This window comes from Streptomyces sp. TSRI0107 (assembly GCF_001905845.1).
Classification (GTDB): Bacteria; Actinomycetota; Actinomycetes; order Streptomycetales; family Streptomycetaceae; genus Streptomyces.
Genome location: NZ_LIVZ01000006.1, coordinates 210,961 through 236,934, shown reverse-complemented (window position 1 = coordinate 236,934; position 25,974 = coordinate 210,961). Strand labels below are relative to the sequence as shown.

Sequence of the window (25,974 nt, the reverse complement as noted above, 5' to 3'; positions counted from 1 at the left end):
TGTCCTCACGCCTCCAAGGCGGCGGTGCGCCCGAGCAGTGCCGAAATGACCTGGAGCGGAGCAGGGAAGCCCGCCGGCGCGATCACGGGGTGCTCGTGGCAGGTGAAACCGAGGCCGGTCACGGCCCGGACGACTTCGCCGCTGGTGAAGCCCCGGCTGACCTGCCGGGTGATGATCCGGCCCGCCTGCCTGACCGGGTGGCGGCGGCGGCCGATGGTCACGGACTCACCCGTGATGAGCTCGGTCGTGAGCTCGGCGAACGACCCGACGGCGGGCAGCGCGGGCGTGATCGTCTTCGGCGGCGTGAACTCGCCTTGTACGGCCCGTCCGGCCCGGCGGTTTCCGTATGCCTTCGAACGGCGCCGACCACCGGAGCGGCCGGCGCCGACGTCTCCCCTGAAGCGATCGTATGTGCGGGATGTGCGGGCGCGCTTCATGCGGGACTATCCTTGATGGGAGCGCATCAAAGAATTCCCACAGCAGATGGGCGGATCAGAGAAGCTCGAGACGAGCCGAATTCGCTTGAGGGGTGTGTCGGACCGACGGGGAATGTTTCAGTCGGTGACGGCGGTGGAGCCTTCCCGGCACGCGCTCTGAAAAGCAGCGAGCTGGGGCCCGCACCCCAGAGGTGCGGGCCCCAGCTGCGAAGTGATGCCTCAGCGCCGGTGTCAGGCCGGAACGATGTTCTCGGCCGTCAGGCCCTTCTGGCCCTGCGCGATGTCGAACGACACCTTCTGGCCTTCCAGCAGCTCGCGGAAGCCCTGGCTGGCGATGTTCGAGTAATGGGCGAAGACGTCGGCGCCGCCGCCGTCCTGCTCGATGAAGCCGAAGCCCTTTTCCGCGTTGAACCACTTCACGGTGCCAGTAGCCATGTCATTTCTCCTTCGGAGACGGTGTCAGGAATCCGCCCTGTGCGAATTCCGTGTCGCCGTGATGATTACCCCGTCGGAAATGAACCTTCTGGCAACCACACCTGCAACTAAGATCGACAGTAGCACGGTGCGGTCGGGTCTGCGCGGTTGATAATTCCGACCCGGCCGGGGGTCGAGAATTACTCGCCGGACCCTGCGGCAATTTCTCCTGTCGCGGATACAGATATTGCCCTGCGCGGGAGCGGCGTTTCCTGCCGTACGTTTCCGCCCGCGGCACTGTGACCTCCGTCGACGGGAGAAACGCCGCTGCCACCGTCGTCAGGGGAGGGCGCAGTGGTGAACGCGTTGGGATGCCACTACCGCGATGTAGGTCACATCCCTGCGAAGAGGGCGAGGATCAACTTCCGCGCACGTGCGTCCCATCGGCAACTCGTCCAAGGCCCGGATGACGGCTGACCGGGCGGGACAACGACCTGCGCGTTCCTGGAACGCTCGCCACCGATGCCCGATCTTCTCGCCGGTCGCCGGTCGCCGGTCGCCGGTCGCCGGTCGCCGGTCGCCGGTCGGGCGCGGTACGGCACGCCACCGCCACCCTCCTCACTGCGGCCGGAATCGCGATGACCTGTGTGCCCCCGGCAGGATTCGAACCTGCGACACCCGCTTCAGGAGTGGGATCGAATCCCTGCCGAGGGCTGCCTGGCGCTGCCGTACGGTGCTTTGTCCCTGGTCAGAACCGCGCGGCGAGCCGCTTGATCCGGATCATGGCGCCCTGTATCGGGCAGTCCGCTCACGCATCGCTCACGCGTCGCCGACTGCCAAGCAGTGCATGGTCAGACCTGCCCGAGGTCGACCTCCACCGGGAAGGGGGCCGCGACCTTGAGGACGCCCGTGAAGACGTCTCCGTTCCGGTAGGTCTTCGTCGCGGGGTCGAGGACGTAGGTGTACACGAGAGGAACGCCGGTCGCGGCCTGCTCGATCCTCCAGTAGAAGCCGATGCCTGCCTTGGCGTACTGGTCGACCTTCACGATCCGGTCGGTGGTCTCCGAGCCCGGAGACACCACCTCCGCCACCAGCAGCACGTGCTCGGGGCGGGTGGGGGTGACGTCGATCGTGTCCGCGCGGTACACGACGACGTCCGGGCGGCGATTGGTGAGCGGGACGTCCTGAAGCCGGACGTCGAAGTCCGTGTCGGCGTTCCACTCCGGGCCCGCGGCGGCATCCAGGGCGTTCGCCAGAATCCGAGCGAGCCGGTTGTGCCGCTTGGACGCGCTCGGACTCACGACGACCATCCCGTCCACGACCTCGATGCCGGCGCACTGCTCCTCGGACCAGGAGTCGTACTCCTCCGCCGTGATCTGCTCATGCATCCATGCCGGGGCCACCATCTCGGCCGTCATGAAGCACCTCCCGGACACTGTGCAGCGGGCCCGATCCCGCTGGATTCAGCGTACTGTCCGCCGTCCTTCCACCACTCTGATCCCGCTCACGCTCCCTCTCGTCGGCCGACATCCGACCAGCAAGCCCACGACAAGTGGGAAACCGGCGCGGTGGACTCGTCGCCGGCTTCTGCAGGAAGCGGGTCAGGAAGCCGAACCGTCGAACTCCTTGAGGTCCTCGCGCGCCGGGCGGGGACGGGCACCGGCGGGGCCCCCGGGAGGACGGCCGTCGGCGCCGGACCGCCGGGCGCCGGGGCATGGGCGCGGGCGCGGGGCGCGAACGGGCGACGGAACACGCCGGTGGGGTCGGGCGCGCCGGCCGGCCCGGCATCCGCCGTGCCGGGCTCCTGGCCCGGCGGCGGGAGGAACGGCAGCAGCCGCGCGTACACCTCCTGCGTGTCGGCGGGCCGCGCCTCGGGGACGTCGGGCCGCAGCCGCCGAAGCGGGGTGGGGGCGGCGTTGACGTGCTGGTACATCAGCAGGTACTCGCTCTCCGCCTCGAACACGAGCCGCCCGCTGAGGAGTTCGTGCAGCACACAGCCGAGCGCGTACAGGTCGGTCTGCGGGGTGATGCGTCCGCCGCGGACCTGCTCCGGCGCCATGTACTGGTGGGTGCCGATGGGGCTGCCGGTGGCGGTCAGCTTGGTGACGTCGGTCCGCAGGATCGCCGCGATGCCGAAGTCGAGGACCTTCACCGTGCCGTCGCGGGCGACGAGGATGTTGCCCGGCTTGAGGTCCCGGTGGATCACCGGCACGTCGTGCGCGTACGACAGCACGGTCGCGACCTGCGCGGCGACGGCGGCCGCCCAGCTGACCGGCAGCGGCCGGAGCGGGCGACGGTGGGGGAGAGCAGAAGGCACCACCGGCCCTGCGGCCGACTTGCCGCTACGCCATCACTCCTTGTCGGCCGCCATGATGCCGACGCATTCTTCGAGCGCGGCGTGCAACGGCGTTACGAAGGCGGCGAGCTCGGCGTCCGACGCCTTCCCCGCCTCCAGCACTGCGCCGACGACCGTCACCAGGACGGCGGCGGCCTTCAGCGCGTGCGCGTCGGCCAGCTCCTCAAGACGGCCGCCGGGGTGCGTGACCGCCAGGGCCTCCTTGCCGGTGTCCGGGTCGAGGCCGAGACTGCGCAGCCGCGGCGTACTCGTGCTCATGCGGCGACCTCCCACGGAACCGGAACGTAGTCCTGCCCCAGCGTCGCCAGGACCGCCGCCCTGCGCCGCTCGCGCTGAAGGCGGCGCCGGTCATGTTCGTCCCGCTCGCGTTCCCATTCGACGAGGTACGGCCGGACCAGGGGCATGCCGTCGACGGTGATGACGTCCGCCAGGTGCGGGCGCGTGACCACGGGCGGGGGTTCCGGAGCGGGCGGACAGGAGAAGGGGGGCAGTGGTGGCGGCGCTGCGGCGCGATGGGCACCCCGGGCGGGCAGGAACAGGGCCAGAATCGCGGCCAGTAGGCTGCGCATAGGTCGACTCCCAATCAGTCGGCTGAGGCCCCGGTAGGGAAGTAGCCGCTTCCTGTCGGGGCCGCTCTGTGCTGCGCATCAACATTAGCGTGGATAACCGCAGATAACCACGGATGCACGGAAAGCCGTGGTCACCCACGCTGAGGGTCATGGAGCTTGACCGCACACGCCCCCTGTGGCGGCAGATCGCAGCGGAGATCATCCGGCGCATCAAGAACGGCACGTATCCGCCGGGAAGTCGCGTGCCCTCCACTCTGGAAATCGCCCAAGAGTTCGGCGTGGTGAATGCGACAGCGGCGAAGGCGATGCGGCATGTGCGGGAGGAGGGGTGGACGCGGGGCGAGGTTGGGCTGGGGACTTTCGTCGCCGACCCCCTGCCGCCCTCCCCCGAAACTCCCGCCTCCTCCGCATAGCCAAGCTCGGTCGCGTTCAGGGACCAGATGCGGCGCTGCTACTTCACGTCCTTGGCCAGGACGGCGACGGCAACCCTGCCCACCACCCTCGTCAGTACGTAGTTGGTCGAGCTGCTGAAAGCGACACCCACGCCGGCCGGAATCGCCTTGGCCATCGCCTTCTGGGTGAAGGTGATGGACACCCTCTTGAACAGCTGCTTGATCGTGACCAGGGCGGGCCCCGTGAGGTACTGGTAGACCAGCTTCTGGGCGATCTTCTGCACCGCAGCCTTGCCGCCCTTCGACGCCATCTGTTCCACCGAGCCCGCCAAGGCGAGGGTGAAGGCGAGGTGCTTCTTGTCCTCGGTGCTCAGCTCGGTCTCGAACACCTCGACCAGGCACATGCACATGTCGACCTGGAGCTTGAGCGCCACGGCGACGTCGGTGGCACCACCGCCGAGGATCGCGACCGCGGTTCCGACCCCTGGAATCACGCTAGGGGCGGCGGTGACGGCTCCAGCGGCTGCCGACATCTTGGAGTACCGGCCTATGATCTTGGCCGCGATCCGGCGCTTGTCCTCCAGGCTCTCGGGCTTCCGCTCGTTCTTGTCCTCGAAGGTCGCACGGTAACCGTCCACGACCTTGGCGGCCGCTGCCGGTGTCATGACGATCGTTTCGACGGCCTTCTGAAGCCGAGAACCTTCGGTCTCGTCCACTGCGTTGCTCATTTACCCCTCCCCAGTCGTTGCACCTCATGGCGAGGGCAACCCGTACTTCCGGCCGTGCTGGTGACGTTCTCGAAGGACGCCCCGGCCGGTCACCCGGCCTGGGCGTACACGTCAGATGTCGTCGTCCAGCCCCTCCTCGCGGCGGATCATCCGCCAGGCCGCCTTGTGGGCGCTGCGGTCCAGGCTGGACTTTAAGCCCTTGTCGGGACCGAAGTACTGGCGGACCATGCCCGCGGCCCCTCGGGGGTGAGGGAGACGTCGTACTCGCTGGTCTTCTCCACCCGTAGATGGCTGAGGTCGACCTCGCCTATGTCCACGCCGCCGTCCGCGCGGCGCGGCAGCCGGTTGAGGAGGTAGCGGCCGTAGAGGTGCAGCCGTTCCACTCGGCGTCCCGGTAGGGGACGATCTGCGCGAGGAAGCCGTACTTCCTGACGTAGTCGTTGAGGTCGGCGCGGAAGCCCTCCGCCGTCTCCTGGTCGTCCTCGTCGTCGCTGTCCTGCAGCCCGGTGAAGCGGGCGACGGCGGGGGAGAGCAGCCGGTACAGCTCGGCGTGCAGCTTCTCCCACTTGGACTGCGAACCCGCCGCCTTCTCCATGGCGGCGAAGTACGCGGCGGCGAACTCGTCCATCTCCTGCCCGGACAGGATCGCAGCCTGCATGACCCGACTCTGCGCGGTGTAGAGCAGGTTGGGGTCGGAGGGGAGGGTGTTCGCCTCCTCGAAGTACGGGCGGAAGGACTCCTGTATGTCCTCGGCGTCGTTGACGAAGTCGAGGACCGCCAGGTCGGCCTGGGTCTTGCGCTGGGCCGGAGTCCGTGCCGGATGATGCTTATCCGTTGGAGAGATTTCGGGGATCAGCTCTCCGTCCGCTCACGCAAACGGCCCCGGACGAGAAGTCCGAGGCCGAGTGGGAGTCCTCCCTGGGGGACGAACCCCAGGTCGGAGCGGTAACGCGTTGTGCCCCCGGCAGGATTCGAACCTGCGACACCCGCTTTAGGAGAGCGGTGCTCTATCCCCTGAGCTACGAAGGCAGTCGGCGGTGCGGGCGGTCGTGTCCGCGTTGCCGTCGTCAGTGTAGCGGGCGGGTCGGTCAGTGGGGGGAGGCTCCTGGGGGGAGCCAGTGGTAGTGGTCGGCGCCGGTGGTGGTGAGCCAGCCGTTGATGCTGGTCAGGGCGCGTTCGTTGATCTGGGCGTCGTGGATTCCGTGGGCACGTTCCGGGGCGACGGCTTGGAGGAAGGTGATCGCTTCCGCTGTTTTGAGCCAGGAGGCCTGGAGGGGGACCAGGAGGGTTTCGACGGGGCGGTCGGGGCGGTGGAGGGAGTCTCCGGGGTGGTAGAGGCGGTCCTCGACGAGGTAGCCGAGGTTGGGGCAGTCGGGGAAGCCGCCGTGGACGTGGGCGTGTCGGCCGCCGTGGGCGGTCACCCGGAAGCCGGCCGCGGTGAACTCCTCGCCGGCGGTGACGCCGATGAAGTCGAGGTCGGGGAGGTTCGCGGTGGCAGGGGCGTAGACGGGGGCGCCCAGGCCTTTTAGGCGCAACAGGTCTGCGTGGTCCGCGTGTTCGTGGGTCAGGAGGATCGCGTCGGCGCCGGCGAGGGCCGCGGGTTCGCTCCAGATGCCCGGGTCGATGATCAGAACGCCGCCGGATTCAGAGCCTCCGGCTTCCAGGCGTACGCACGAGTGCGTGTACTTCGTCAGACGCATGCCGCCCCCCTGCCCCCTCAGTCCCGTGTCACCCGGATCACATGGTCGCCCTTCGGGTCGGCCGATGTCACCGTGATGCGGATGCCCTTCGCCGGGTCCTTGAACGTGTCGCCGGGGGTGAACGGCGCGTCGGAGAGTTCCGCGTGGACGTTGGGGCTGCGGGTGCAGCCGCCGCTGTCGCCGCGGGAGTCGTAGACGGTGATCGGGCCCTGGCCGGTGTCGACGGCCGCGTCGACCTTGTAGATGAGCACGCCGGGGCGGCACACGGCCTCGTCGTTGCCCTCCCGGGTGCGGAGTTCGACGGCGTAGCCGGTGCGGCCGTCGAGGGGGACGAAGAGGAGTTTGATGCCGCCGGTGCGGGCCAGCGGGGTGAGGGTGTGCTCGGCGGTGCCGGGTTTCACGGCGCAGGCGATCTGGTCGGCGTCGAGCCAGCCGAGCTTCCACTTGTGCCAGCCGAGCAGGTCGTTGTTGGCGCCCCAGTCCTCGCTCATGATGTCCCAGTGGCCGACGGCGCCGCCGCCCTCCTGGGTGTAGAGGTCGGGCAGGCCGAAGACGTGCCCGTTCTCGTGGGGCAGCACGCGGTAGCCGGTGCGGTCGTAGGAGCCGGAGCCGTCGTCCTGGCGGGAGTAGACGAAGGACGCGTTGGCCACCGGCACGCCGTCCGCCGAGGGGGCCTCCGCGTTCCCGGCGAAGGTCACCGACAGCACGGTGTCGAGCGCGGACGGGCCCGCGTTCGGGGTCACCAGCACGTTCAGGAGGTCGTACGACCTGAAGTCGACCTTGGGGTCGGCGGTGGCCACGATGTCCTGGACGAGCTTGCGGTACCCGGGGTCGAAGGGCGCGCCGCGCTCTATGCCGTACGCCTCGAAGGGCTGCGGCATGCGCAGCCATCCCCGGATGGGGGTCTCCGGGCGGTAGTCGAGGCGGCCGTAGGAGCTGGTGCGGAACCAATCCTGGGTCTGCGGGAAGAACTCGCGGTACCGGTCGAGGGCCGTGCCGGCGCCGGGGGCGTCCGAGAAGTCGATCATCAGGGTGAGGGCGCGGACCGTGCCGGTGGAGGGGGAGTAGCCGCCGGGGGTGGGGATGCCCTCGGACATCTGGACGTCCCGGTGGCTGGTGATCATGCAGGGCGCGAGGGCGGACGAGTGCGCCGTGCCGAGGGGGCGCGCGCCCGCCGTGGCCGGGCCGTGGGTGAAGTGGCCGGTGCTCGCGGAGGTGCTGACCGCGGCCGTCAGGGCGGTCACCGCCGCGAACGCGGCCACGCGCCGCATGCGGGGTGCGGCCTCACGCCATGTGCGGGGTGCCGCGTCGCGCCATGTGTGGGGTGCGGCCTTGCGCCATGTGCGGGGTTCCGTCTCCCGTCCGATGCGGGTCACCGGCTCGCGCCACGTGCGGGGTACCGCCTCGCGCCACACGCGGGGTACCGCCTGGAGCATGCGGGGCAGCCGCCCGCGCTCCACGCGCGGCGCTGCTCCGCCCCCCAACCCCCGCATCGCCTCGCGCCGCATCCCTCGTACCGCCGCGCGCCGCATGCGTCGTACCGGGCGTATCCAGCGGCTGGACGGCTGCGGCTGCATGCATGGACCTTTCGCTCCAGGCAGCCGCCCCGGTCTGGCTGCACCCTTTCGATCACCCTGTGACGGGCGGGACGCGGGCGCGCGTTGGAGGAGACCGATCGTGGGTTTCCCGGGTCCGGGTGCGTGATTCAGGTCACATGGAAAGTTTTCAGTAGTGGGAAATAAGCGGGGATCGAATCCCCGTTTAACCATGCGTCCGGGCGAAACGGGGACCCGGTCCCCGGATCACCGGCACTGAGCAGACATCAAGCAGTAACCGAGCAGCATCACCAGTCATCGAGCGAGGAGTACGCCGTGCAGACCGCCACCCCCGCGCGCCGCAAGGCGACCCGGCCGCGCGCCGACGCCCTGCGCAACCGGGAGCGGATCGTCACCGCCGCCCGGGAGATGTTCGTCGAGTTCGGCCCCGATGTGCCGTTCGACGAGATCGCCCGCCGGGCCGGCGTCGGCAACGCCACGGTGTACCGCAACTTCCCGGACCGCGACGCCCTCGTCCGCGAGGTCGTCTGCGCCGTCATCGACCGTACGGTCGAGGCGGCCGAGCGGGCCCTCGCCGAGACCGGCGACGCCTTCACGGCCATGGAGCGCATCGCGCACGCCGCCGCCGACGAGCGGATCAGCGCGCTGTGCCCCATGGTCTCCAGCACCTTCGACCAGAACCACCCGGACCTGGAGGCCGCGCGCGAGCGTTTCGAGCAGCTGGTCGGGGAGGTCATGGACCGCGCCAAGGCGGCCGGTCAGCTCCGGCCCGACGTGGGCGTCGGCGACCTGATGCTCGGTGTCGCCCAGCTCAGCCGGCCGCCGGCCGGCACCGCGTGCCTGAGCGCCGACCGCTTCGTCCACCGCCATCTTCAGCTGTACCTGGACGGACTGCGGGCCCCGGCCCGCACCGAACTCCCGGGCACGGCCGTCACCATGGAGGACCTGCGCCGACCCTGATCATCCAGCAGTCCAGCCGGGAGTTCATCCGGCAGTCCAGCCAGGAGTTCATCCGGTAGTCCGCCAGGAGTTCATCCGGCAGTTCAGCCCGCAGCCCGTCAGCGGCTGAAGCGATGGGTCACTGCCTGAAGCGCTCCGCCAGTCCAGCACACCAGCACTCCCGCGGCCGTCGACGAGGACGCGCCGTCCCTCAGGTTTCCCTTTTTTCTCTCTTTTTCGTCGTACAGCTCGGCTTTTCCCTCACCAAGCTCCACCGAAGTCCCGAAGTGGGTACCTCCATGTCTCAGTCCACCGGCAAGGCGTCCGTCTCCGCCGCCTCCGCCATACCCCTCCCCGACCCCGGGCGCTGGAAGGCGCTCGTCTTCATCGCGCTCGCGCAGCTGATGGTCGTGCTGGACGCGACCATCGTGAACATCGCCCTGCCGTCCGCCCAGCAGGATCTCGGCATCTCCGACGGCAACCGCCAGTGGGTGGTGACGGCGTACGCCCTCGCCTTCGGTGGTCTGCTGCTCTTCGGCGGCCGGATCGCCGACCTGTGGGGCCGTAAGCGCGCCTTCGTCGTCGGTCTGGCCGGCTTCGCCGTGGCCTCCGCGCTGGGTGGTGCCGCCACCAACGAGGCGATGATGTTCGGCGCCCGCGCGCTGCAGGGTGTGTTCGGCGCGCTGCTCGCGCCCGCCGCGCTGTCGCTGCTCGCGGTGATGTTCACCGACGCCAGGGAGCGCGCCAAGGCGTTCGGCATCTACGGTGCGATCGCCGGTGGTGGCGGCGCCGTCGGTCTGATCCTCGGCGGGTTCCTCACCGAGTACCTGGACTGGCGCTGGACCTTCTTCGTCAACATCCCGTTCGCCGTGGTCGCGGCGGCCGGTGCCTGGCTCGTCGTCCGTGAGCCGGAGGGCGGCCGCAACCGCTCCCCGCTCGACATCCCCGGCGTGATCCTGTCCACCCTGGGTCTGGTCGCGCTGGTCTACGGCTTCACCCGCGCGGAGTCCAACGGCTGGAGCGACGCGGTCACCGTCGGCATGTTCGTCGGCTCGGCCGTGCTGCTGCTCGCGTTCGTGCTGGTCGAGGCCAAGGTGAAGGCCCCGCTGCTGCCGCTGCGCGTGGTCACCGAGCGCAACCGCGGCGGTGTCTACCTCTCGCTCGGCCTCGCGATCATCGCGATGTTCGGCCTGTTCCTGTTCCTGACCTACTACCTGCAGATCGTGAAGGACTACTCGCCGGTCAAGACCGGTTTCGCCTTCCTGCCGATGATCACCGGCATGATCGTGGGCTCCACCCAGATCGGCACCCGCCTGATGACCCGGGTCGCGCCGCGGCTGCTGATGGGCCCCGGCTTCCTGGTCGCCGCCCTCGGCATGCTGCTGCTGACCCAGCTGGAGGTCGGTTCCTCGTACGCCGCCCTGCTGCTGCCCGCGATGCTGCTGCTCGGCCTCGGCATGGGTACGGCGTTCATGCCGGCGATGTCCCTGTCCACGCAGGGCGTCGAGGCGCGGGACGCCGGTGTCGCCTCCGCGATGGTCAACACCTCGCAGCAGGTGGGCGGCGCCATCGGTACGGCCCTGCTGAACACCGTCGCCGCCTCGGCGACCACGTCCTACATCGCCGACCACATCGGCTCGGCGACCTCCCGCTCCCAGCAGCAGCTGGTCCAGCTGGAGGGCATGGTCGAGGGCTACACCAGCGCCATCTGGTTCGCGGTCGGCATCCTGGTCGTGGCCGCGGCGATCGCCCTGACCCTGGTCAACGCGGGCAAGCCGAGGATGACGACCGTCACCGGCTCCGGCTCGGGCTCCGGCGCCGCGGCCGAGGACGAGGTGCCCGTGCCGGTGATCGCGCACTGAGCATCCGGCAGGCGCGCGGCAGGCGCGCGGCAGACGCCCCCTGAGCCCCCGATGAGCGCCATGAGCCCACGAGCCCATGAGCCCACGAGCCCAGCGCCATGAGCCCATGAGCCCCGGCGGCACCATGAGCACCGCTCATCGGAGCCAGGGCAGGTCCGCTCCCGCTTCGTTGGGCTGAAGTCCCTCGGCGACGATCCGCATGATCTCGCCGAGGGACTTCTGCTGTTCCGGGGTGAGCCGGTCGAAGACGGCCTGGCGTACGGCGGCCACATGGCCCGGCGCGGACTGCTTCAGCACCTCCATGCCCTGCTCGGTGAGGACCGCGAACTGGCCCCGCTTGTCGGAGGGGCAGTTCTCCCGGCGGACCCAGCCGCTCTTCTCCAGGCGGGCGACGGCGTGCGAGAGCCGGGAGCGGGTGATCTTGGCGTGCTTGGCGAGTTCGGTCATCCGCAGCCGGCGGCGCGGCGACTCGGCGAGCTTGACCAGGAGCCCGTAGTACACGTGCGGCATTCCCGCGTCACGCTGGAGCTGACGGTCGAGATGGTCCTCAAGGAGAGTGGCGGCCTCGATGTAGGAGCGCCATACGTACTGTTCCTCGGAGGTGAGCCAGCGGGGCTCCGCGGGTTCGGATGCGGGTGCCGTGTTCATGGGTTCCACTGTACGGGCACTCTCCTTGAATCTTAAACAAATCGGGCGTACGGTGGTGCCGAAGGGTCGATTGAGAGTTCAAGTAATTCAGGTAGTCCAGGTAAGTGGAGGAGCCGCCGACCATGTCCGCCACCGCCCCGGAGCGCATGCCCGCGCTCTACCTCAGCCACGGCGCCCCGCCCCTCGCGGACGACCCCGTCTGGCCCGGCGAACTGGCCGCCTGGTCGGCCGCCCTGCCGCGCCCCAAGGCGATCCTCATGGTCTCCGCCCACTGGGAGGAGGCCCCGCTCGCCCTCGCCGCCACCGAGCCGGTGCCGCTCGTCTACGACTTCTGGGGCTTCCCCGAGCACTACTACCGGGTCCGCTACGACGCCCCCGGCGCCCCCGCGCTCGCCGAGTCCGTACGGAAGCTGCTGCGCGCCCCCGGCATGCCCGTGCAGGACATCCCGGACCGGGGCCTCGATCACGGCGCCTACGTCCCGCTCGTCGAGATGTACCCGCACGCCGACATCCCCGTCCTCCAGGTCTCCCTGCCGACCCTCGACCCCGTACGGCTGATGGAGATCGGCCGCAGGCTCGCGCCGCTGCGCGACGAGGGCGTGCTGATCGTCGGCTCCGGGTTCTTCACCCACAACCTGGCCGCCCTGCGCCACACCGGCGGGGGAGTGCCCGGCTGGTCCGCCGAGTTCGACGACTGGGGGCGGCGGGCGCTGGCTGCGCGGGACGTCGACGCGCTGCTGGACTTCCTGAACAAGGCGCCGGCGGGCCGGTACGCCCATCCTCGCACCGAGCACTTCGCCCCGCTGTTCGTGACCATGGGCGCGGCGGACGCGGCCGGCGAGCTGGGGGAACAGAAGTCGGTGATCGACGGGTTCTGGATGGGGCTGGCGAAGCGGTCGGTGCAGTTCGGCTGACCGGGGCCGGATCGGCTCACAGCTCCTTCTCGTACCAGGCCACGTCCCAGTAACGCTCGAATTTGCGGCCCACCTCGCGGTACGTGCCGACGTACCGGAAGCCGAAACGCTCGTGCAGCCGGGCCGAGGCCTCGTTCGGCTGGGCGATGCCGGCGTACGCGCGGTGCAGGTCCTCGCCGGCCAGCGCCTCGAAGAGGGCCTTGTAGAGGAGGGTGCCGATGCCCCGGCGGCCGGCGTCCGGGGCGACGTAGACGGTGACCTCGACGGAGGTGCCGTAGGCGGCCTTGGGGCGGAAGGGGCTGGAGGTGGCGTATCCCAGAATCCGCTGGGAAGCGGTGTCCGTGGCAACCATGAGGCGGTAGGGGCCGTCTTCAGGGTGGGAGAGCAGCCAAGGGCGGCGCTCCTCCGGAGTGAAGATCTCCGTGTCGAATGTGATGGCCGTCTCGCGTACGTAGTGGTTGTAGAGGTCGGTGAGAGCGGTGAGGTCACCCTCGACTCCCGGCCTGACCTGCACTTCCGCACGTTCTGTCGCCATCTCGCCTCCCTGTGTGGCGGCACAGGGTACTGCACGATCAGAAAAATTGAGGGGCGGCTTGGGAATTCTGTCCGGATTCCAGTCGTTGTTTCCATCGGATGCAGGGCACTCGGAAGAGGATCCAAGGGTCCACAACTGAGTGCTGAGTGTCCGAAGGACCACCCGCTGACCTCATCATCGCAAGGGAGCACGCATGGCAACCCGTGCCGTCGCCCGTCGTACGTCCGCCGCCGGCGAGACCGTCGACGCGGCAAGCAGTGTTCGCGCCCATGGCGGCGAGATCGCGGACCGCGATCTGGTCGGCATGTACCTGGACGAGATCGCGCGGACGCCGCTGCTCGACGCCGCAAAGGAGGTCGAGCTGTCACAGATCATCGAAGCGGGTGTGTTCGCGCAGCAGGTGCTCGACGGGTACGAGGAGTCGAGGGCCGAGGCCACCCGTGAGGAGCTGGAGGCCCTGGTCGCCGACGGGGAGCGGGCCAAGGACATCTTCATCCGTTCCAATCTGCGTCTGGTCGTCGCCGTCGCCCGCCGGTACCCGCGCAGTGGTCTGCCGCTGCTCGACCTGATCCAGGAGGGCAACGCCGGCCTCGTCCGCGCGGTGGAGAAGTTCGACTACCGCAAGGGCTTCAAGTTCTCGACGTACGCCACCTGGTGGATCCGTCAGGCGATCACCCGGTCCATAGCCGACCAGTCCCGCACCATCCGCCTGCCCGTCCACCTGGTGGAGGAACTGGGCCGGATCCGGCGCGTGCAGCGCGAGTTCAACCGTGAGCACGGCCGGGAGCCCGAGCCCGCCGAGATCGCCGCCGAGCTCGGCTCCACCCCGGAGCGCGTCACCGACGTGCTGGACTGGTCCCGCGACCCGGTCTCGCTGAACATGTCCGTGGACGACGAAGGGGAGACCCAGTTCGGAGACCTGCTGGAGGACACGTCCGCCGTGTCGCCCGAGCAGTCGGTCCTGACGCTGCTGCGCAGCGAGGAACTGGACGACCTGATCGGCCGCCTGGACCAGCGCACGGCCTCCATCATCAAGATGCGGTACGGCATCGAGGACGGCCGGGAGCGCACCCTCACCGAGGTCGGCAAGGAGCACGGCCTGACGCGCGAGCGCATCCGCCAGATCGAGAAGCACGCGCTGCTGGAGCTGAAGAAGCTGGCGCGGGACACCGGATTCGACGCGGCGGCGTGAGGCCCGCCGCCGCGGCGGCCGGTTCGCCGAACGGCGTACGACGGGAGGAGCCGCGTACGCCGGGTGGCGAAAGCCCGCGCAAACATGGCGATGTAACGTCGCTTCAACTGCCGAGAGCCCGGGAACAAGACTTCCGGGTACACGAGTTCGACGAGTCCGGCGAGTCCGACGAGTCCGGTACCGGATCTCGGTACGCGCACCCCCAGAGCCACGTCCCGACGCACTCCCCCCGGCGCCGGGACGTTCCCAGCCGGGCTTCGGCGCCTTCCCCCGGGCGTCGGAGCCCGGCTCTTCTGTGTCCGGGTTGGGTGCGGCGGGGCACCCCGTACCTGAACCCCGGGGAGCCCCGCCGGATGGCAGATTGTGCCACACGGGCATAGCCTGACGGAGTGAGCAGCACCACCCCCTCGCTGACCGAGCGGCGCAAGGCGGCCACCCGGATGGAGATCGCCCGGGCCGCGGCCGGACTCTTCGTCCGGCACGGACTGCGCGGCACCCGCGCCGAGGACATCGCCCAGGCCGCCGGGATCGCCCCGCGCACCTTCTACCGCTACTTCGCGAGCAAGGAGGAGGCCGTCGCCCCGCTCTACGCCGCCGGCGCCCAGCGCTGGGCCGACGCGGTACGGGAGGCCCCGGCCGGACTGTCCGTCCCCGAGGCCCTGGAGCACGCGGTCCGCGTGACGCTGTCGCCCGACGCCGGGGTGCCGGGCGGGGTGTCGGCGGCCTCCTGGGAATGGGTCCGCACCCTGATCCGCCTCGCCATCACCAGCCCCGCCCTGCGGAAGGTGTGGGCCGAGGTGTGCCAGGAGGCGGAGGGGACGCTGGCCCAGGTGCTGGCGGAGCGGGCATCCGGTGACGCCGGTGCGGCTCCCCACGACGGTCCCTCGCCCGACTTCCGCTTCGCCGCCGCCGTCGCGAGCGCGGCCGTACGGGTGGCCATGGAGACCTGGGCGGAAGGCACCGCGGCGGCGACCGGCGCACAGGGTCCGGCAGCGCTGGCGATGCGCAATCTGGCGGCCCTGCGGGACTTCCGCTGGGACGGGTGAGAGCGGGGCGCCGGTGAGCGGCGCGGATCACCGGACGGATGACACGCGACCGGCACGGATCACCGGCCGGATGACACGCAGGCCGACGCTGATCACCCGCCGGACGACAAGCGACCGGCGCTGATCACCCGCCGCCGGCGCGGGTCAGCCTGCCGCCCAGCTCCCGCACGCACTCGACGAGTTCCGCCGGTTCCTCGACCGTGAACTCGTGGCCCAGCATGGCCAGCCGTACCGCCAGCCACTCCACCGGATCCCCGGTCGAGCCGTGCAGTCGGCAGCTGGTGTCGTCGAGTGGCCGCGGCGGGCCCAGGAAGGCCGGCAGGCGGCTCGCGACGACCTGTGCGGGCGCGGCGAAGGTGACGGTGAAGTCGTAGGTCTCCTGACGGCGTCCGATCGACTGCCGCAGATACTCGGCCGCGCTTCCCGTCGGCAGCTCGCGGGGCGTGAACCGGGCGCCCGTGGCGAAGGGCTCGCTGACCCGGTCGACGCGGAAGGTGCGCCAGTCGGCGCGGTCCAGGTCGTAGGCGACGAGGTACCAGCGGCGGCCCGTCGAGACCAGGCGGTACGGCTCGGTGAGGCGGCGGGACTCGGTGCCGTCCTTGGCGCGGTAGGCGAACCGCAGCCGCTCGTGGCCGGCCACCGTCGACGCCATGACAGTGAGCGTCTCGGGCGCGATGCTGGCACCGTCGCCGCTGGTCAGCGGGGTGGTCGCGGCCTGGAGGGTGTTGACGCGGTGGCGCAGGCGGGACGGCAGCACCTGCTCGAGCTTGGCCAGTGCCCGTACGGACGCCTCGTCCACGCCCTCGACGGCGTGCCCGGCGCCGGCCCGCAGGCCGACCGCGATGGCCACCGCCTCCTCGTCGTCGAGGACGAGCGGTGGCATCGCCTTGCCCGCGACCAGCCGGTAGCCGCCGTCGGAGCCCTTGGTCGCCTGTACGGGATAGCCGAGTTCGCGCAGCCGGTCGACGTCCCGCCGGACCGTGCGCCGGGAGACGCCGAGCCGGTCGGCCAGCTCGCCGCCGGGCCATTCGCGCGGTGTCTGGAGGAGGGAGAGGAGCTGGAGCAGCCGGGCCGGGGTGTCCGTCGTCATGTCTTCGAGGATGCCCGGGATCTAGGACACGATCTGACCTAATGCGGACCTAGTTTCGAGTCATGATCTCCACCGAGACCCGACCGACCCCGAATGACTCTTCGAGTGATGCCGTGCCCGACCGGCGGCGCTGGTTCGCGCTCGCCATCGTGATGACGGCGGCCTTCATGGACCTCGTCGACGTCACGATCGTCAACATCGCCCTCCCGTCCATGCAGCGGGCGGACGGCGCGACCCTCTCCCAGATCCAGTGGATCACCGCCGGTTACGCGCTCGCGTTCGCCGCCGGTCTGATCACCGGTGGCCGCCTCGGCGACATCCACGGCCGCAAGCGGGTGTTCCTCATCGGCATCGGCGGCTTCACCCTCGCCTCCGCCCTGTGCGGTTTCGCCGCGAACCCGGAGATGCTGGTCGCCGCCCGCGTACTCCAGGGCGCCATGGCCGCGCTGATGGTGCCTCAGGTGCTGTCGATCGTGCACGCCACCTTCCCGGCGCACGAACGCGGCAAGGTGTTCGGGCTGTTCGGCGCGGTCGTCGGGCTCGGCGCGGTGTCCGGGCCGCTGCTCGGCGCACTGCTGACGGAGTGGAACCTCTTCGGCCTCGAATGGCGCCCGATCTTCCTCATCAACCTCCCGGTCGGCCTCGCCGGCCTGATCCTGGGCGGCCGCTTCATCACCGAGTCCAAGGCTCCGCGCGCCCTCAAGCTGGACCTGGTCGGCGTCGCGCTGGTGACGCTGGGCCTGCTGATGCTGGTCTACCCGCTGACCCGTGGCCGTGAGCTGGGCTGGCCGCTGTGGGGCTACGCGTCCATGGCCGGGGCCCTCGCGGTCTTCGCGGTGCTGGTGGCGTACGAGCGGCGCAAGGCCGTCCGCGACGGCTCGCCGCTGATCGAGCTGTCCCTGTTCAAGGTGAAGAGCTTCGCGGCCGGCATCGCCGTCCAGACCGTGTTCGGCATCGCGCTCGGTGTGTTCTTCCTGGTCTGGACGCTGTACATGCAGATCGGCCTGGGCTGGGGCCCGCTGAAGGCGGGGCTGACCGGCATCCCGTTCTCCGTCGCCGTCTCCATGGCCGCCGGGCTGTCGGTGCAGAAGCTGGTGCCGCGGTTCGGCCGCAAGGTCCTCCAGGCGGGCGCCCTGACCATGGCGGCGGGCGTGCTGCTCTACCTCTGGGAGGCCGACCACTACGGCCTCGCCATCGCGCCCTGGCAGATGGCCCTGCCCCTGGTCGTCATGGGCGCCGGCATGGGCCTGATCGTCGCCCCGCTGACGGACGCGGTGCTGTCGGGGGTGCCGCGCGAGCACTCCGGTTCGGCGTCCGGCCTGATCAACACCGTGCAGCAGATGGGCAACGCGCTGGGGCTCGGCCTGGTCTCGGTGGTCTTCTTCGGTGTGATCGACGAACACCTCAGCCTGGCGGAGACGGGGCCGGCCTACGTGAACGCCTTCCAGCACGCGCTCGGGTGGGTGGCCGCCGTGCTGGGCGTGATCTTCCTGCTGATGAGCGCGCTGCCGAAGCGTCCGGCCCAGCATGTGGAGGGGGCGGAGGCCGCGGCGGAACGCGTGGACGGCGCCTCGGCGGAGAAGGCCGCCCAGCCGGAGCTGGTCTCCTGAAGTCCTCGGCGCCCTCCTCTGGGCGCCCGACCATGCCCGTTTGTGCCCGAACCCGTTTACTTTCCGGAAATCGCGGCGTAGCCTCCGAGTGAAACCCCACACGTTCGGGCATCAGTCGGAGGCGAACGGACATGTACGCACCGGAGCGGCAGCAGGAGATCCTCCGGCTCGCCCGTGACGGCGGCCGGGTGGACGTCGTGTCGCTGGCCGAGGAGTTCCAGGTCACGGCGGAGACCATCCGCCGCGACCTGAAGGCCCTCGACCGCGCCGGCCTGGTCCGCCGCGTGCACGGCGGGGCGATCCCCGTCGGACGCCTCGACTTCGAGCCGGACCTCGCCGAGCGCGAGTCCACGGCCACCGACGAGAAGGACCGGATCGCCAAGGCCGCCCTCGCGGAACTGCCCGCCGAGGGCACGCTCATCCTCGACGCCGGTACGACGGTGGCGCGCCTGGCCGCCGCCGTCCCGCTGGAGACGGCGCTCACCGTCGTCACGCACAGCCTGCCCATCGCGGCCCGCCTCGCCGACCACCCCGGTATCCAGCTCCACCTCGTCGGAGGGCGCGTACGGCACCGCACGCGCGCCGCCGTCGACGCCTGGGCGCTGCGGGCCTACGGCGAGATCCGCGCCGACGTCCTCGTCGTCGCGGCCAACGGCTTCTCCGCCGAGCACGGCCTGACCACCCCCGACCTCGCCGAGGCCGCGGTGAAGCGGGCGGCGATGGCCGCGGCCCGCCGGGTCGTGCTGCTCGCCGACTCCTCCAAGCACGGCCAGGAGCACTTCGCCCGCTTCGGTGACCTGAGCGACGTGGACCTGCTGATCACCGACAGCGGGCTGAGCAACGAAGACGCCGCCGCCATCGAGCGCGGCGGCACGGAAGTAGTGCGCGCATGATCCTCACCGTCACCCCCAACCCGTCCCTCGACCGCAGCTATGAGGTGCACGCCCTGCGGCGCGGTGAGGTCATCCGTGCCGAGACCGAGCGCGTGGATCCCGGCGGCAAGGGCGTGAACGTCTCGCGCGCCGTCGCGGCCGCCGGGCGGCGCACGGTCGCGGTGCTGCCCTTGGGTGGTGCGCCGGGCGCGCTCGTCGCGGATCTGCTCGACGCGCAGGGCATCGAGGTCGCGCCGGTGCCGATCGCCGGCGCCACCCGCTCCAACATCGCGCTCGCCGAGTCGGACGGGGTGCTCACGAAGATCAACGCACCGGGTCCCCAACTCTCGCCGGCCGAGCAGGAACTGCTGCTGGAGACGGTGCGCGAGCAGTCCCGTGACGCGGACTGGATCGCCTGCTGCGGGAGTCTGCCCCGGGGGCTCGCGCCGTCCTGGTACGCCGATGTCGTCACCCGGGCGCACGCCGGCGGCGCGCGCATCGCGCTGGACACCTCGGGAAGCGCGCTGCTGGAGGCGCTGCGCGCGCGGCCCGACGTGGTGAAGCCGAACGCCGAGGAACTCGCGGCAGCCGTCGGACGCCCCCTGGCCACGGTGGGCGACGCGCTGAAGGCCGCCGAGGAATTGCGTGAGCGGGGCGCGCGCGCCGTGCTCGCGAGCCTGGGCGCCGACGGGCAGCTCCTCGTGGACGACGCGGGCACCTGGTTCGGCAGCGCCCACGTCGACGCCGTACGCAGCAACGTCGGCGCCGGTGACTCCTCCCTCGCCGGCTTCCTCATCGCCGGCGGCAGCGGCCCCCACGCCCTGGCCTCCGCGATCGCCCACGGCGCGGCGGCCGTCCAGCTCCCCGGCAGCGTGATGCCGACGCCGTCCGACCTGAACCCGGCCGCGGTGTCGGTGACGGCGGACGTCCCGGTGGACCGTGTGCTGAAGGAGGCCGTGTCATGACGCGGCGTACGTCCTCGCTGTCCGGACCGGCTCACTCCCCACGAGCCGCACTGAGGCGGGCCCTTCCCACCCGCCCCAGTCGTCCGGATCTCCGTCTCCCCACCCCCGCAACCCCCCACCGAACCCCCGTCCCCTCCCCCGCCCACCCCACTCCCCGGGCGATACGCGAGCTAAGGAGCCCGCGATGAGCGACATGATCACCGCGGAACTGGTCGACCTCGACCTGTCCGCCGACACCAAGGAAGCGGCGGCCCGCGCCCTCGCCCAGCGCATGGTCGCCCTGGGCCGGGTGACCGACCTGGAGGGCTTCCTCTTCGACGTGGCCGCGCGCGAGGCGCAGATGCCGACCGGCCTCGACGGCGGCATCGGCATCCCGCACTGCCGCAGCCCGCACGTCACCGAGCCGACGCTCGCGTTCGGGCGCAGCGCCGGCGGCATCGACTTCGGCGCCCCGGACGGCCCGGCCGACCTGATCTTCCTGATCGCCGCGCCCGCCGGTGCCGACGACGCCCATCTGTCGATCCTGTCGTCGCTCGCCCGGCAGCTGATGAACTCCGAGTTCACCGACGCTCTGCGCGGGGTCGGCGACCCGTCGGCCGCGGCGGCGCTCATCCGCGGGGAGGAGCCCGAGGCGGCGGCCGAGGGCGGCACCGAAGACTCCGTGGCGGCGCCGGTGGCGGCCTCCGCCGACGCCGCCACGGACACCACCGAGGCGGGAGGCGCGGAGCGCGCGGAGGCCGCGGAAGGCGCCGCGCGCGTCGAGAGCGCGACCGGAGAGGGCGCGTCCGGAGAGCGCGCGACCGGAGAGGGCGAGCGCCCCTTCCGTATCGTCGCCGTCACCTCCTGCCCCACCGGCATCGCCCACACCTACATGGCCGCCGAGTCCCTGGAGAACGCCGGCCGTGAGGCGGGCGTCGAAGTCCTCGTCGAGACCCAGGGCTCGGCCGGCTTCACCCGGCTCGACCCGGCCGTCGTCGCAGCGGCGGACGGCGTGATCTTCGCCCACGACGTCCCCGTCCGCGAGAAGGACCGCTTCGCCGGCAAGCCCACCGTCGACGTCGGAGTGAAGGCGGGCATCAACCGCCCCGCCGCACTCATCGCCGAGGTGCGCGAGAAGGCGGCGCGCGGCGAGGTGACGAGCGCCGCCAAGCCCGGCGGCACGCCGGTGGAGCGCGCCGGTGAGCCCGGCGAGGGCTACGGCACCAAGCTGCGCAAGTGGCTGATGTCCGGCGTCAGCTACATGGTCCCGTTCGTCGCCGCCGGCGGTCTGCTCATCGCCCTCGGCTTCGCGATCGGCGGCTACCAGATCAACGAGGCCCAGTCCGTCATCGAACACTTCGACTGGGGCCAGGCCGACAGCTGGGGCGCGCTGTTCTTCCAGATCGGCGCGACCGCCTTCGAGTTCCTCGTCCCGGTCCTCGCCGGGTACATCGCGTACGGCATGGCCGACCGGCCAGGTCTGGTGCCGGGCTTCGTCGGCGGCGCGATCTCCATGGGCATCGGCGCCGGCTTCCTCGGCGGTCTGGTGGCCGGTCTGCTCGCCGGTGGCGTCGTCCTCGCCATCCAGCGCGTCAACATCCCCGCGGCGCTGCGCGGCATCATGCCGGTGGTGGTGATCCCGCTGGTGTCGTCGGCGGTCGTCGGCTTCCTGATGTTCGTGGTCATCGGCAAGCCGATCTCCAAGGCGCAGCAGGGCCTGACCGACTGGCTGAACGGCCTGTCGGGTGCCAACGCCGTCCTCCTCGGCGCCCTGCTCGGCCTGATGATGTGCTTCGACCTCGGCGGTCCCGTCAACAAGGTCGCGTACACCTTCGCCGCGGCCGGCATCTCCGTCGCCGCCCCCAGCGACTCCGCGATGAAGATCATGGCCGCCGTGATGGCCGCGGGCATGGTTCCGCCGCTGGGCATGGCGCTCGCCACCACCCTGCGCAAGAAGCTGTTCACCCCCGCCGAACGCGAGAACGGCAAGGCCGCCTGGGTCCTCGGCGCCTCCTTCATCTCCGAGGGCGCCATCCCGTTCGCGGCCGCCGACCCGCTGCGGGTCATCCCCGCCGCCATGGCGGGCGGCGCCGTCACCGGCTCCCTCGCCATGGCGTTCGGCTCCACGCTGCGCGCCCCGCACGGCGGCATCTGGGTCACCTTCCTGATCGGCAAGCCGTTCCTGTACCTGCTGGCCATCGCGGCCGGTACGGCGGTCACCGCCGGCCTGGTGATCCTGCTGAAGGGCCTGCGCAAGCGGGCACTCGAAGCCGGGACCGCCCCGGCGGCCGACGACCCCGCCGCCGCGACGGCCGCGACCAAGCAGCCGGTGGCCGCGTAGGAGCGGGAAGAGGGGATGTCCCTTTGCGGTGCCGCTGAGCGGTTCACGGCACCTGCGACATAGATCACGGTCCGGGATCGATGTCCCGGACCGTGATCTCATGTCTACTGGGCCGTATGCCTGAGCACGTCTCGATCCTGCAGTTGGGGGGCGTAGCCTTCCTCGTCCTGGCGGCCGTCGCCTGGGTGGTCGGCCTGACCCGTCTGCTGCGCCAGGTACGCTCCCGGCCCGCCACGGACACCGGCACACGGGCCGCCGCCGCCCGCACCGGCACGCGCCCCCTCGCCGCGCTCCCCGAACAACGTCGGAGCGCCCCCGAGCTGGAGTCGGTCGAACTGACCCCGGCGGAGCAGGACGCCTTCGCGGGACTGGTACGGCAGCTCGGCCACGGCCACTGAGCCGCCCCGCTCAGGACAGCTGCGCCGCCCGGCGCTCCATCGCCTCCCGCGCCGCGCCCTCGGACGTGTACACCTCGCACATGTGCCGCCCGTCGGGCGTGGCCGTGTGCTCGACCTCCCACAGGGAGATCTCCGCGCCGTCGCGCAGCAGGAACGCGTGCTCGTAGAGCGAGAAGCCCAGTCCGGCCCGGCCCGCACGGCACGGCCGCCCGAAGGCCTGCGTGATCTGGTGCGCGCACGCCGTGGCCAGCAGCGCCGCCGTCTCCGCCCCCGGCCGGTCCGGGTTCTCCGCGCGGCGCAGCAGCCGGCGCGCGTGGTCCGCGGAGTCGTCCGGCGCATACGAGTGCCGCGGTCCCCTCACCGGGGGCAGCTGCACCAGCACCGGCAGTTCGAAGTCCGGGGCCTCCGTCGGCAGCGGCAGCCGCGTGGTCGCCGCGCGCAGCTCCTCCTCGTCGACGTACACCTCGTGCTGGACCGCGCGGCCCCGCGCGGTGTTGTGGACGAGCTCCCACAGGGTGAGCGCCGAGCCGTCGGCGAGCAGCCAGGTGTGCCGGTACGTCTCGCGGTGCAGGCCGGCGCTGTGGTGCGCGGAGTGCAGCGAACTGTCGTGTGCCAGCGCGCTGTCGAGGCGCCTGACCGTCTCGTCGGGCAGTTCGAACGAGTTCAGGGCGCGGCCGAGCAGTCGCGCGAGATGCTCCTCCGGAGACTCGGGCGACTCGGGTGGTTCGTACGCTGCGGTCTCGTACGGAACGCTCAAGGCTTCTCCCGGCGTTGCTGCATGTCACCTAGTGGGTGCATACCGTAGCCCCTCGGCCGGACATCGTGTCCGGGAACCGAGAAAACGTACGCCGGGAAAACGGACGGGCCGCCCGGAAAGTTCCCTCGCGATCCGACGGCCAGTCAAAAACCCCTGATCAGATGGCCCTTGGCAGTCCCCGCCGGCATTCGGACGCCACTTACCGGCCACTTCCCGGTACCCCTTCCCCTCACCCGTACAACTCCCTCACCCGTACAACTCCCGGTACGAAGGCCACGCACCGCCCGGACCGTCCACCGGCTGCGCGGCGCGTACGGCTCGCACGATCGCCCGCGTCACCAGGTCCGCGCCCGCGGCGAGCAGGTCGTTGAGCGCGAGCGGGCTCCCGGCGTCGAGTGGCCGCGACCCCGTCGCCAGCGCGAACACCGTGTCGCCGTCGTTGAGCTGGTGCACCGGCCGGACAGCGCGCGCGATGCCGTCGTGCGCCGTGCCCGCCAGCTTCTGCGCCTGCGCCTTCGTCAGCTCCGCGTCGGTGGCGACCACCGCGAGCGTGGTGTTCAGCGGAGGTGGCACGTTCCGGGCCTCCGCCTCGGCGATACGCCCCCGCGCGGCCTCGTGGACCCGCGCCTCGGGATAGTCCACCCGCCCCTGGAACAACTCCCCGTACAGCACCCCCGTCCCGGGATCCAGTACGGACCCCACCGCGTTGGCCACCACCAGCGCCGCCACCGTGATCCCGGAGCCGAGCACGGTGCTCGCGGTGCCGACGCCGCCCTTCAGCACCCCCACCACGGCTCCCGTCCCGGCGCCCACGCACCCCTCCGGCACCGGGGCGCCGAGCCCGCCGGCCGCGGCCGCCTCGACCGCCTCCCGGCCCACGGCCGCGTCGGGCCTGGCCCGGAAGTCGCCACCGCGGCCCAGGTCGAAGACGCACGCGGCGGGCACGACCGGCACGACGTGCGCGGGGTCCGCCCCGACGCGGATCCCGCGCGCCTGTTCCTCCAGCCAGGCCATCACCCCGGACGCCGCGTCGAGCCCGTACGCGCTGCCGCCGGTCAGCACGATCGCCTCGACCTTCTGCACCAGGTTGCGCGGATCGAGCGCGTCGGTCTCCTTGGTGCCGGGGCCGCCGCCGCGTACGTCCACGGCGGCGACGGCTCCGCCCTCCGGGGCGAGGACGACGGTGGCGCCGGTGAGCCAGCCGTCACCGACGCGCGTCGCGTGTCCCACCCGCAGGCCTGTCACGTCCGTCAGAGCGTCCACAGTCATGGGGACAAGTCTCACGTGCTCCGGCCCGCGCGAGGGCCGGCTCTCCGCGCGGTGCGCTCAGACCGCCGACGTGGATGCCTTCGCCCCGCGCCCCCGGGCGGCTCTGCGCGCCGTCAGCGTCTCCCCGGCCACCACCGCCAGCGCCGTCACCACGCCCGCCGCGAGGACCGCCCAGTCGCCGAGGAAGCTGCAGCAGATGACCAGCAGGGCGGTCACCGGCAGCACCGTCTGCTGGGCGATGCCCACCTTGAAGTGGCGGGAGTGCAGCGCCCACACGGCGAGCAGGTAGAGGGCCGTCGGCAGCGTCACGGCGGCGGACGCGGACAGGGTGGAGATGTGCGCCGCGCCGACCGCCTGCTCGACCGCGACCTCCAGCCCCGCGCCGATCGCGGCGGCGGCAGCGAAGATCACGTAGTGGCCGTAGCCCCAGAGGAACGCCTGTCTGTTGGAGCGCAGACGGCCGGCGATCGGCACCACGAAGTAGATCCACCACGCGGAGAACACGATCAGCAGGCCGCCCGCCGCGATCGGCAGCAGCTCACCCAGCGCGTCGTTCTCCGCCACACCGGACTGCACGGCCACCGTCGCGGCGGCGATGGTCTCGCCGAGCACGATGATCGTGAACAGTCCGTACCGCTCGGCGATGTGGTGCGGATGCCAGGTCGTCTCGAAGCCCCGCTCGGCGAGGACGGGCACGCACAGTTCCGCGATCACCATCACGAGGAACAGCCAAGGCCGGGCGGGCTCCGGCAGGAGCACCAGTCCCAGCCAGCCGACCTGGCAGATCAGCACGCCGACCGCGTACCGCACCGCCGTCGTCCGTTCCGCGCCGGTCGCGGATCTCGCGGCCCGCAGCCACTGCGCGACCATCGCCAGCCGCATGATCAGATACCCGAGCCAGACGGTGACGAAGTCGTGCTCGTCGAAGGCCCGTGACACCCCGGCCGCCAGGACCAGGACTCCGGCGATCTGGACCAGGGTGACCACGCGGTACAGGACGTCGTCGTTGTCGTAGGCCGAGGCGAACCAGGTGAAGTTCATCCAGGCCCACCAGATGGCGAAGAACACCATCGCGTAGTTCAGGATGCCCTCGCCCGCGTGGTGCTCGGCGACGGCGTGCACCAGCTGCAGGCCGGCCTGGGCGACCGCCACGACGAAACACAGGTCGAAGAACAGCTCCAGCGGAGAGGCGACGCGGTGCGCCTCGTCCCGGCCCCGCGCGGTGAGCCGGCGCAACGGCGGCCGTCCGGGGGTGTGTCCGCCCGCGTGAGCGGGCCGCGGAGTCGAACTGGAGGTCATAAGCCCCAGCAGAGCAGAAACCGGACGAAAAATCTTGTGATCGAGTTCACAAGGCGGGGGGAGTGCACTCGAAGGGACCGCGGGCCGGTTTCCCCGCAGGCCGTAC

25 protein-coding genes, 2 tRNA genes and 2 pseudogenes are annotated in these 25,974 nt (G+C 71.1%); 11 read left to right on the top strand and 18 right to left on the bottom strand.

Annotation, left to right across the window (positions count from 1 at the left end):
• Window positions 1–5: 5 nt before the first annotated feature.
• From AMK31_RS41555 to AMK31_RS41020, 7 genes and pseudogenes are all read right to left on the bottom strand, one after another.
• On the bottom strand, window positions 6–290 hold the full coding sequence (locus tag AMK31_RS41555) for an SCO5918 family protein (RefSeq protein ID WP_385311208.1): 285 nt from the start codon (window positions 288–290) through the stop codon (window positions 6–8).
• Between the two features lie 378 nt (window positions 291–668).
• Window positions 669–872, bottom strand: coding sequence for a cold-shock protein (locus AMK31_RS17600; protein WP_073941483.1), 204 nt, complete (start codon window positions 870–872; stop codon window positions 669–671).
• Between the two features lie 627 nt (window positions 873–1,499).
• Window positions 1,500–1,565: transfer RNA gene (locus AMK31_RS40685), tRNA-OTHER, on the bottom strand.
• A 137-nt stretch (window positions 1,566–1,702) separates the two neighbouring features.
• Window positions 1,703–2,269, bottom strand: a complete 567-nt coding sequence (locus AMK31_RS17595) for a Uma2 family endonuclease (RefSeq protein ID WP_073941482.1) — start codon at window positions 2,267–2,269, stop codon at window positions 1,703–1,705.
• Between the two features lie 224 nt (window positions 2,270–2,493).
• Window positions 2,494–3,141, bottom strand: a pseudogene (locus AMK31_RS17590) (serine/threonine-protein kinase); the annotation flags it as partial.
• Window positions 3,142–3,201: 60 nt separating this feature from the next.
• Complete coding sequence (locus tag AMK31_RS17585) at window positions 3,202–3,465, bottom strand: hypothetical protein (protein ID WP_073941481.1); 264 nt, start codon at window positions 3,463–3,465, stop codon at window positions 3,202–3,204.
• Entirely contained in the window at window positions 3,462–3,776 is a 315-nt protein-coding gene (locus AMK31_RS41020) for a hypothetical protein (protein ID WP_198948505.1), read from the bottom strand. The genes AMK31_RS17585 and AMK31_RS41020 overlap by 4 nt, the downstream gene beginning before the upstream one ends.
• Window positions 3,777–3,925: 149 nt before the next feature.
• On the opposite strand from AMK31_RS41020, the gene AMK31_RS17575 reads away from it, so the two are divergent.
• The gene (locus tag AMK31_RS17575; RefSeq protein ID WP_073941479.1) at window positions 3,926–4,189 is read left to right on the top strand and encodes a GntR family transcriptional regulator; all 264 of its coding nucleotides are present in this window, start codon (window positions 3,926–3,928) and stop codon (window positions 4,187–4,189) included.
• A gap of 38 nt (window positions 4,190–4,227) precedes the next feature.
• Here AMK31_RS17575 and AMK31_RS17570 read toward each other — a convergent pair whose 3' ends face one another.
• The 5 genes and pseudogenes from AMK31_RS17570 to AMK31_RS17550 form a co-directional block, all read right to left on the bottom strand.
• Entirely contained in the window at window positions 4,228–4,896 is a 669-nt protein-coding gene (locus AMK31_RS17570; protein ID WP_073941478.1) for a hypothetical protein, read from the bottom strand.
• A 111-nt stretch (window positions 4,897–5,007) separates the two neighbouring features.
• A pseudogene (locus AMK31_RS39180) lies at window positions 5,008–5,701 on the bottom strand (type I restriction endonuclease subunit R); the annotation flags it as partial.
• Window positions 5,702–5,852: 151 nt separating this feature from the next.
• Window positions 5,853–5,925 (bottom strand) — tRNA-Arg (locus AMK31_RS17560).
• A gap of 59 nt (window positions 5,926–5,984) precedes the next feature.
• Window positions 5,985–6,596: an MBL fold metallo-hydrolase gene (locus AMK31_RS17555; protein WP_073941476.1), complete on the bottom strand. Its 612-nt coding sequence runs from the start codon at window positions 6,594–6,596 to the stop codon at window positions 5,985–5,987.
• Window positions 6,597–6,613: 17 nt separating this feature from the next.
• The gene (locus tag AMK31_RS17550; RefSeq protein ID WP_107468659.1) at window positions 6,614–7,867 is read right to left on the bottom strand and encodes a M6 family metalloprotease domain-containing protein; all 1,254 of its coding nucleotides are present in this window, start codon (window positions 7,865–7,867) and stop codon (window positions 6,614–6,616) included.
• A gap of 600 nt (window positions 7,868–8,467) precedes the next feature.
• On the opposite strand from AMK31_RS17550, the gene AMK31_RS17545 reads away from it, so the two are divergent.
• The gene (locus AMK31_RS17545) at window positions 8,468–9,112 is read left to right on the top strand and encodes a TetR/AcrR family transcriptional regulator (RefSeq protein ID WP_073941475.1); all 645 of its coding nucleotides are present in this window, start codon (window positions 8,468–8,470) and stop codon (window positions 9,110–9,112) included.
• A gap of 278 nt (window positions 9,113–9,390) precedes the next feature.
• Complete coding sequence (locus tag AMK31_RS17540) at window positions 9,391–10,953, top strand: MFS transporter (protein WP_073941474.1); 1,563 nt, start codon at window positions 9,391–9,393, stop codon at window positions 10,951–10,953.
• 135 nt (window positions 10,954–11,088) lie between these two features.
• On the opposite strand, the gene AMK31_RS17535 is transcribed toward AMK31_RS17540, so the two are convergent.
• Complete coding sequence (locus AMK31_RS17535; RefSeq protein ID WP_073941473.1) at window positions 11,089–11,601, bottom strand: MarR family winged helix-turn-helix transcriptional regulator; 513 nt, start codon at window positions 11,599–11,601, stop codon at window positions 11,089–11,091.
• Window positions 11,602–11,723: 122 nt separating this feature from the next.
• Between AMK31_RS17535 and AMK31_RS17530 the strand changes: the two genes are divergently transcribed.
• Window positions 11,724–12,515, top strand: a complete 792-nt coding sequence (locus AMK31_RS17530) for a dioxygenase family protein (RefSeq protein ID WP_073941472.1) — start codon at window positions 11,724–11,726, stop codon at window positions 12,513–12,515.
• 16 nt (window positions 12,516–12,531) lie between these two features.
• Here the strand turns inward: AMK31_RS17530 and AMK31_RS17525 are convergent, their stop codons facing one another.
• Window positions 12,532–13,050, bottom strand: a complete 519-nt coding sequence (locus AMK31_RS17525; RefSeq protein WP_073941471.1) for a GNAT family N-acetyltransferase — start codon at window positions 13,048–13,050, stop codon at window positions 12,532–12,534.
• Between the two features lie 193 nt (window positions 13,051–13,243).
• On the opposite strand from AMK31_RS17525, the gene AMK31_RS17520 reads away from it, so the two are divergent.
• On the top strand, window positions 13,244–14,242 hold the full coding sequence (locus AMK31_RS17520) for a sigma-70 family RNA polymerase sigma factor (protein ID WP_073941470.1): 999 nt from the start codon (window positions 13,244–13,246) through the stop codon (window positions 14,240–14,242).
• Between the two features lie 440 nt (window positions 14,243–14,682).
• Window positions 14,683–15,288: a TetR/AcrR family transcriptional regulator gene (locus tag AMK31_RS17515; RefSeq protein WP_073941794.1), complete on the top strand. Its 606-nt coding sequence runs from the start codon at window positions 14,683–14,685 to the stop codon at window positions 15,286–15,288.
• A 124-nt stretch (window positions 15,289–15,412) separates the two neighbouring features.
• Here the strand turns inward: AMK31_RS17515 and AMK31_RS17510 are convergent, their stop codons facing one another.
• Entirely contained in the window at window positions 15,413–16,378 is a 966-nt protein-coding gene (locus AMK31_RS17510) for a helix-turn-helix transcriptional regulator (protein ID WP_198948504.1), read from the bottom strand.
• A gap of 62 nt (window positions 16,379–16,440) precedes the next feature.
• On the opposite strand from AMK31_RS17510, the gene AMK31_RS17505 reads away from it, so the two are divergent.
• From AMK31_RS17505 to AMK31_RS17485, 5 genes are all read left to right on the top strand, one after another.
• Window positions 16,441–17,988 carry an MFS transporter gene (locus AMK31_RS17505; protein ID WP_073941468.1) on the top strand — a complete coding sequence of 516 codons (1,548 nt, stop codon included), beginning with the start codon at window positions 16,441–16,443 and terminating at the stop codon, window positions 17,986–17,988.
• 131 nt (window positions 17,989–18,119) lie between these two features.
• On the top strand, window positions 18,120–18,881 hold the full coding sequence (locus AMK31_RS17500; protein WP_073941467.1) for a DeoR/GlpR family DNA-binding transcription regulator: 762 nt from the start codon (window positions 18,120–18,122) through the stop codon (window positions 18,879–18,881).
• Complete coding sequence (gene pfkB, locus AMK31_RS17495) at window positions 18,878–19,825, top strand: 1-phosphofructokinase (protein ID WP_073941466.1); 948 nt, start codon at window positions 18,878–18,880, stop codon at window positions 19,823–19,825. The genes AMK31_RS17500 and pfkB overlap by 4 nt, the downstream gene beginning before the upstream one ends.
• Before the next feature lie 184 nt (window positions 19,826–20,009).
• Window positions 20,010–22,145, top strand: coding sequence for a PTS fructose transporter subunit IIABC (locus tag AMK31_RS17490; RefSeq protein ID WP_073941465.1), 2,136 nt, complete (start codon window positions 20,010–20,012; stop codon window positions 22,143–22,145).
• 116 nt (window positions 22,146–22,261) lie between these two features.
• Window positions 22,262–22,543 (top strand): hypothetical protein, encoded by a 282-nt coding sequence (locus AMK31_RS17485; RefSeq protein WP_073941464.1) that lies wholly within the window; start codon window positions 22,262–22,264, stop codon window positions 22,541–22,543.
• 10 nt (window positions 22,544–22,553) lie between these two features.
• On the opposite strand, the gene AMK31_RS17480 is transcribed toward AMK31_RS17485, so the two are convergent.
• The 3 genes from AMK31_RS17480 to AMK31_RS17470 all read right to left on the bottom strand — a co-directional run bounded on the left by AMK31_RS17480 (window position 22,554) and on the right by AMK31_RS17470 (window position 25,868).
• Window positions 22,554–23,300 carry a DUF6227 family protein gene (locus AMK31_RS17480; protein WP_073941463.1) on the bottom strand — a complete coding sequence of 249 codons (747 nt, stop codon included), beginning with the start codon at window positions 23,298–23,300 and terminating at the stop codon, window positions 22,554–22,556.
• Between the two features lie 246 nt (window positions 23,301–23,546).
• Window positions 23,547–24,569 carry a P1 family peptidase gene (locus tag AMK31_RS17475; RefSeq protein WP_073941462.1) on the bottom strand — a complete coding sequence of 341 codons (1,023 nt, stop codon included), beginning with the start codon at window positions 24,567–24,569 and terminating at the stop codon, window positions 23,547–23,549.
• A 57-nt stretch (window positions 24,570–24,626) separates the two neighbouring features.
• A complete protein-coding gene (locus tag AMK31_RS17470) occupies window positions 24,627–25,868 on the bottom strand; it encodes a low temperature requirement protein A (protein WP_073941461.1) in 1,242 nt (413 codons plus the stop codon).
• Window positions 25,869–25,974 lie beyond the last annotated feature (106 nt).

What these genes read in the sequence shown, in the direction of transcription:
- AMK31_RS17600 (WP_073941483.1), bottom strand. Translation starts at nt 872, where the DNA reads ATGGCTACTGGCACCGTGAAGTGGTTCAACGCGGAAAAGGGCTTCGGC.
- AMK31_RS17595 (WP_073941482.1), bottom strand. Translation starts at nt 2,269, where the DNA reads ATGACGGCCGAGATGGTGGCCCCGGCATGGATGCATGAGCAGATCACG.
- AMK31_RS17585 (WP_073941481.1), bottom strand. Translation starts at nt 3,465, where the DNA reads ATGAGCACGAGTACGCCGCGGCTGCGCAGTCTCGGCCTCGACCCGGAC.
- AMK31_RS41020 (WP_198948505.1), bottom strand. Translation starts at nt 3,776, where the DNA reads ATGCGCAGCCTACTGGCCGCGATTCTGGCCCTGTTCCTGCCCGCCCGG.
- AMK31_RS17575 (WP_073941479.1), top strand. Translation starts at nt 3,926, where the DNA reads ATGGAGCTTGACCGCACACGCCCCCTGTGGCGGCAGATCGCAGCGGAG.
- AMK31_RS17570 (WP_073941478.1), bottom strand. Translation starts at nt 4,896, where the DNA reads ATGAGCAACGCAGTGGACGAGACCGAAGGTTCTCGGCTTCAGAAGGCC.
- AMK31_RS17555 (WP_073941476.1), bottom strand. Translation starts at nt 6,596, where the DNA reads ATGCGTCTGACGAAGTACACGCACTCGTGCGTACGCCTGGAAGCCGGA.
- AMK31_RS17550 (WP_107468659.1), bottom strand. Translation starts at nt 7,867, where the DNA reads ATGCGGCGCGTGGCCGCGTTCGCGGCGGTGACCGCCCTGACGGCCGCG.
- AMK31_RS17540 (WP_073941474.1), top strand. Translation starts at nt 9,391, where the DNA reads ATGTCTCAGTCCACCGGCAAGGCGTCCGTCTCCGCCGCCTCCGCCATA.
- AMK31_RS17535 (WP_073941473.1), bottom strand. Translation starts at nt 11,601, where the DNA reads ATGAACACGGCACCCGCATCCGAACCCGCGGAGCCCCGCTGGCTCACC.
- AMK31_RS17530 (WP_073941472.1), top strand. Translation starts at nt 11,724, where the DNA reads ATGTCCGCCACCGCCCCGGAGCGCATGCCCGCGCTCTACCTCAGCCAC.
- AMK31_RS17525 (WP_073941471.1), bottom strand. Translation starts at nt 13,050, where the DNA reads ATGGCGACAGAACGTGCGGAAGTGCAGGTCAGGCCGGGAGTCGAGGGT.
- AMK31_RS17520 (WP_073941470.1), top strand. Translation starts at nt 13,244, where the DNA reads ATGGCAACCCGTGCCGTCGCCCGTCGTACGTCCGCCGCCGGCGAGACC.
- AMK31_RS17515 (WP_073941794.1), top strand. Translation starts at nt 14,683, where the DNA reads ATGGAGATCGCCCGGGCCGCGGCCGGACTCTTCGTCCGGCACGGACTG.
- AMK31_RS17510 (WP_198948504.1), bottom strand. Translation starts at nt 16,378, where the DNA reads ATGACGACGGACACCCCGGCCCGGCTGCTCCAGCTCCTCTCCCTCCTC.
- AMK31_RS17505 (WP_073941468.1), top strand. Translation starts at nt 16,441, where the DNA reads ATGATCTCCACCGAGACCCGACCGACCCCGAATGACTCTTCGAGTGAT.
- AMK31_RS17500 (WP_073941467.1), top strand. Translation starts at nt 18,120, where the DNA reads ATGTACGCACCGGAGCGGCAGCAGGAGATCCTCCGGCTCGCCCGTGAC.
- pfkB (WP_073941466.1), top strand. Translation starts at nt 18,878, where the DNA reads ATGATCCTCACCGTCACCCCCAACCCGTCCCTCGACCGCAGCTATGAG.
- AMK31_RS17490 (WP_073941465.1), top strand. Translation starts at nt 20,010, where the DNA reads ATGAGCGACATGATCACCGCGGAACTGGTCGACCTCGACCTGTCCGCC.
- AMK31_RS17485 (WP_073941464.1), top strand. Translation starts at nt 22,262, where the DNA reads ATGCCTGAGCACGTCTCGATCCTGCAGTTGGGGGGCGTAGCCTTCCTC.
- AMK31_RS17475 (WP_073941462.1), bottom strand. Translation starts at nt 24,569, where the DNA reads ATGACTGTGGACGCTCTGACGGACGTGACAGGCCTGCGGGTGGGACAC.
- AMK31_RS17470 (WP_073941461.1), bottom strand. Translation starts at nt 25,868, where the DNA reads ATGACCTCCAGTTCGACTCCGCGGCCCGCTCACGCGGGCGGACACACC.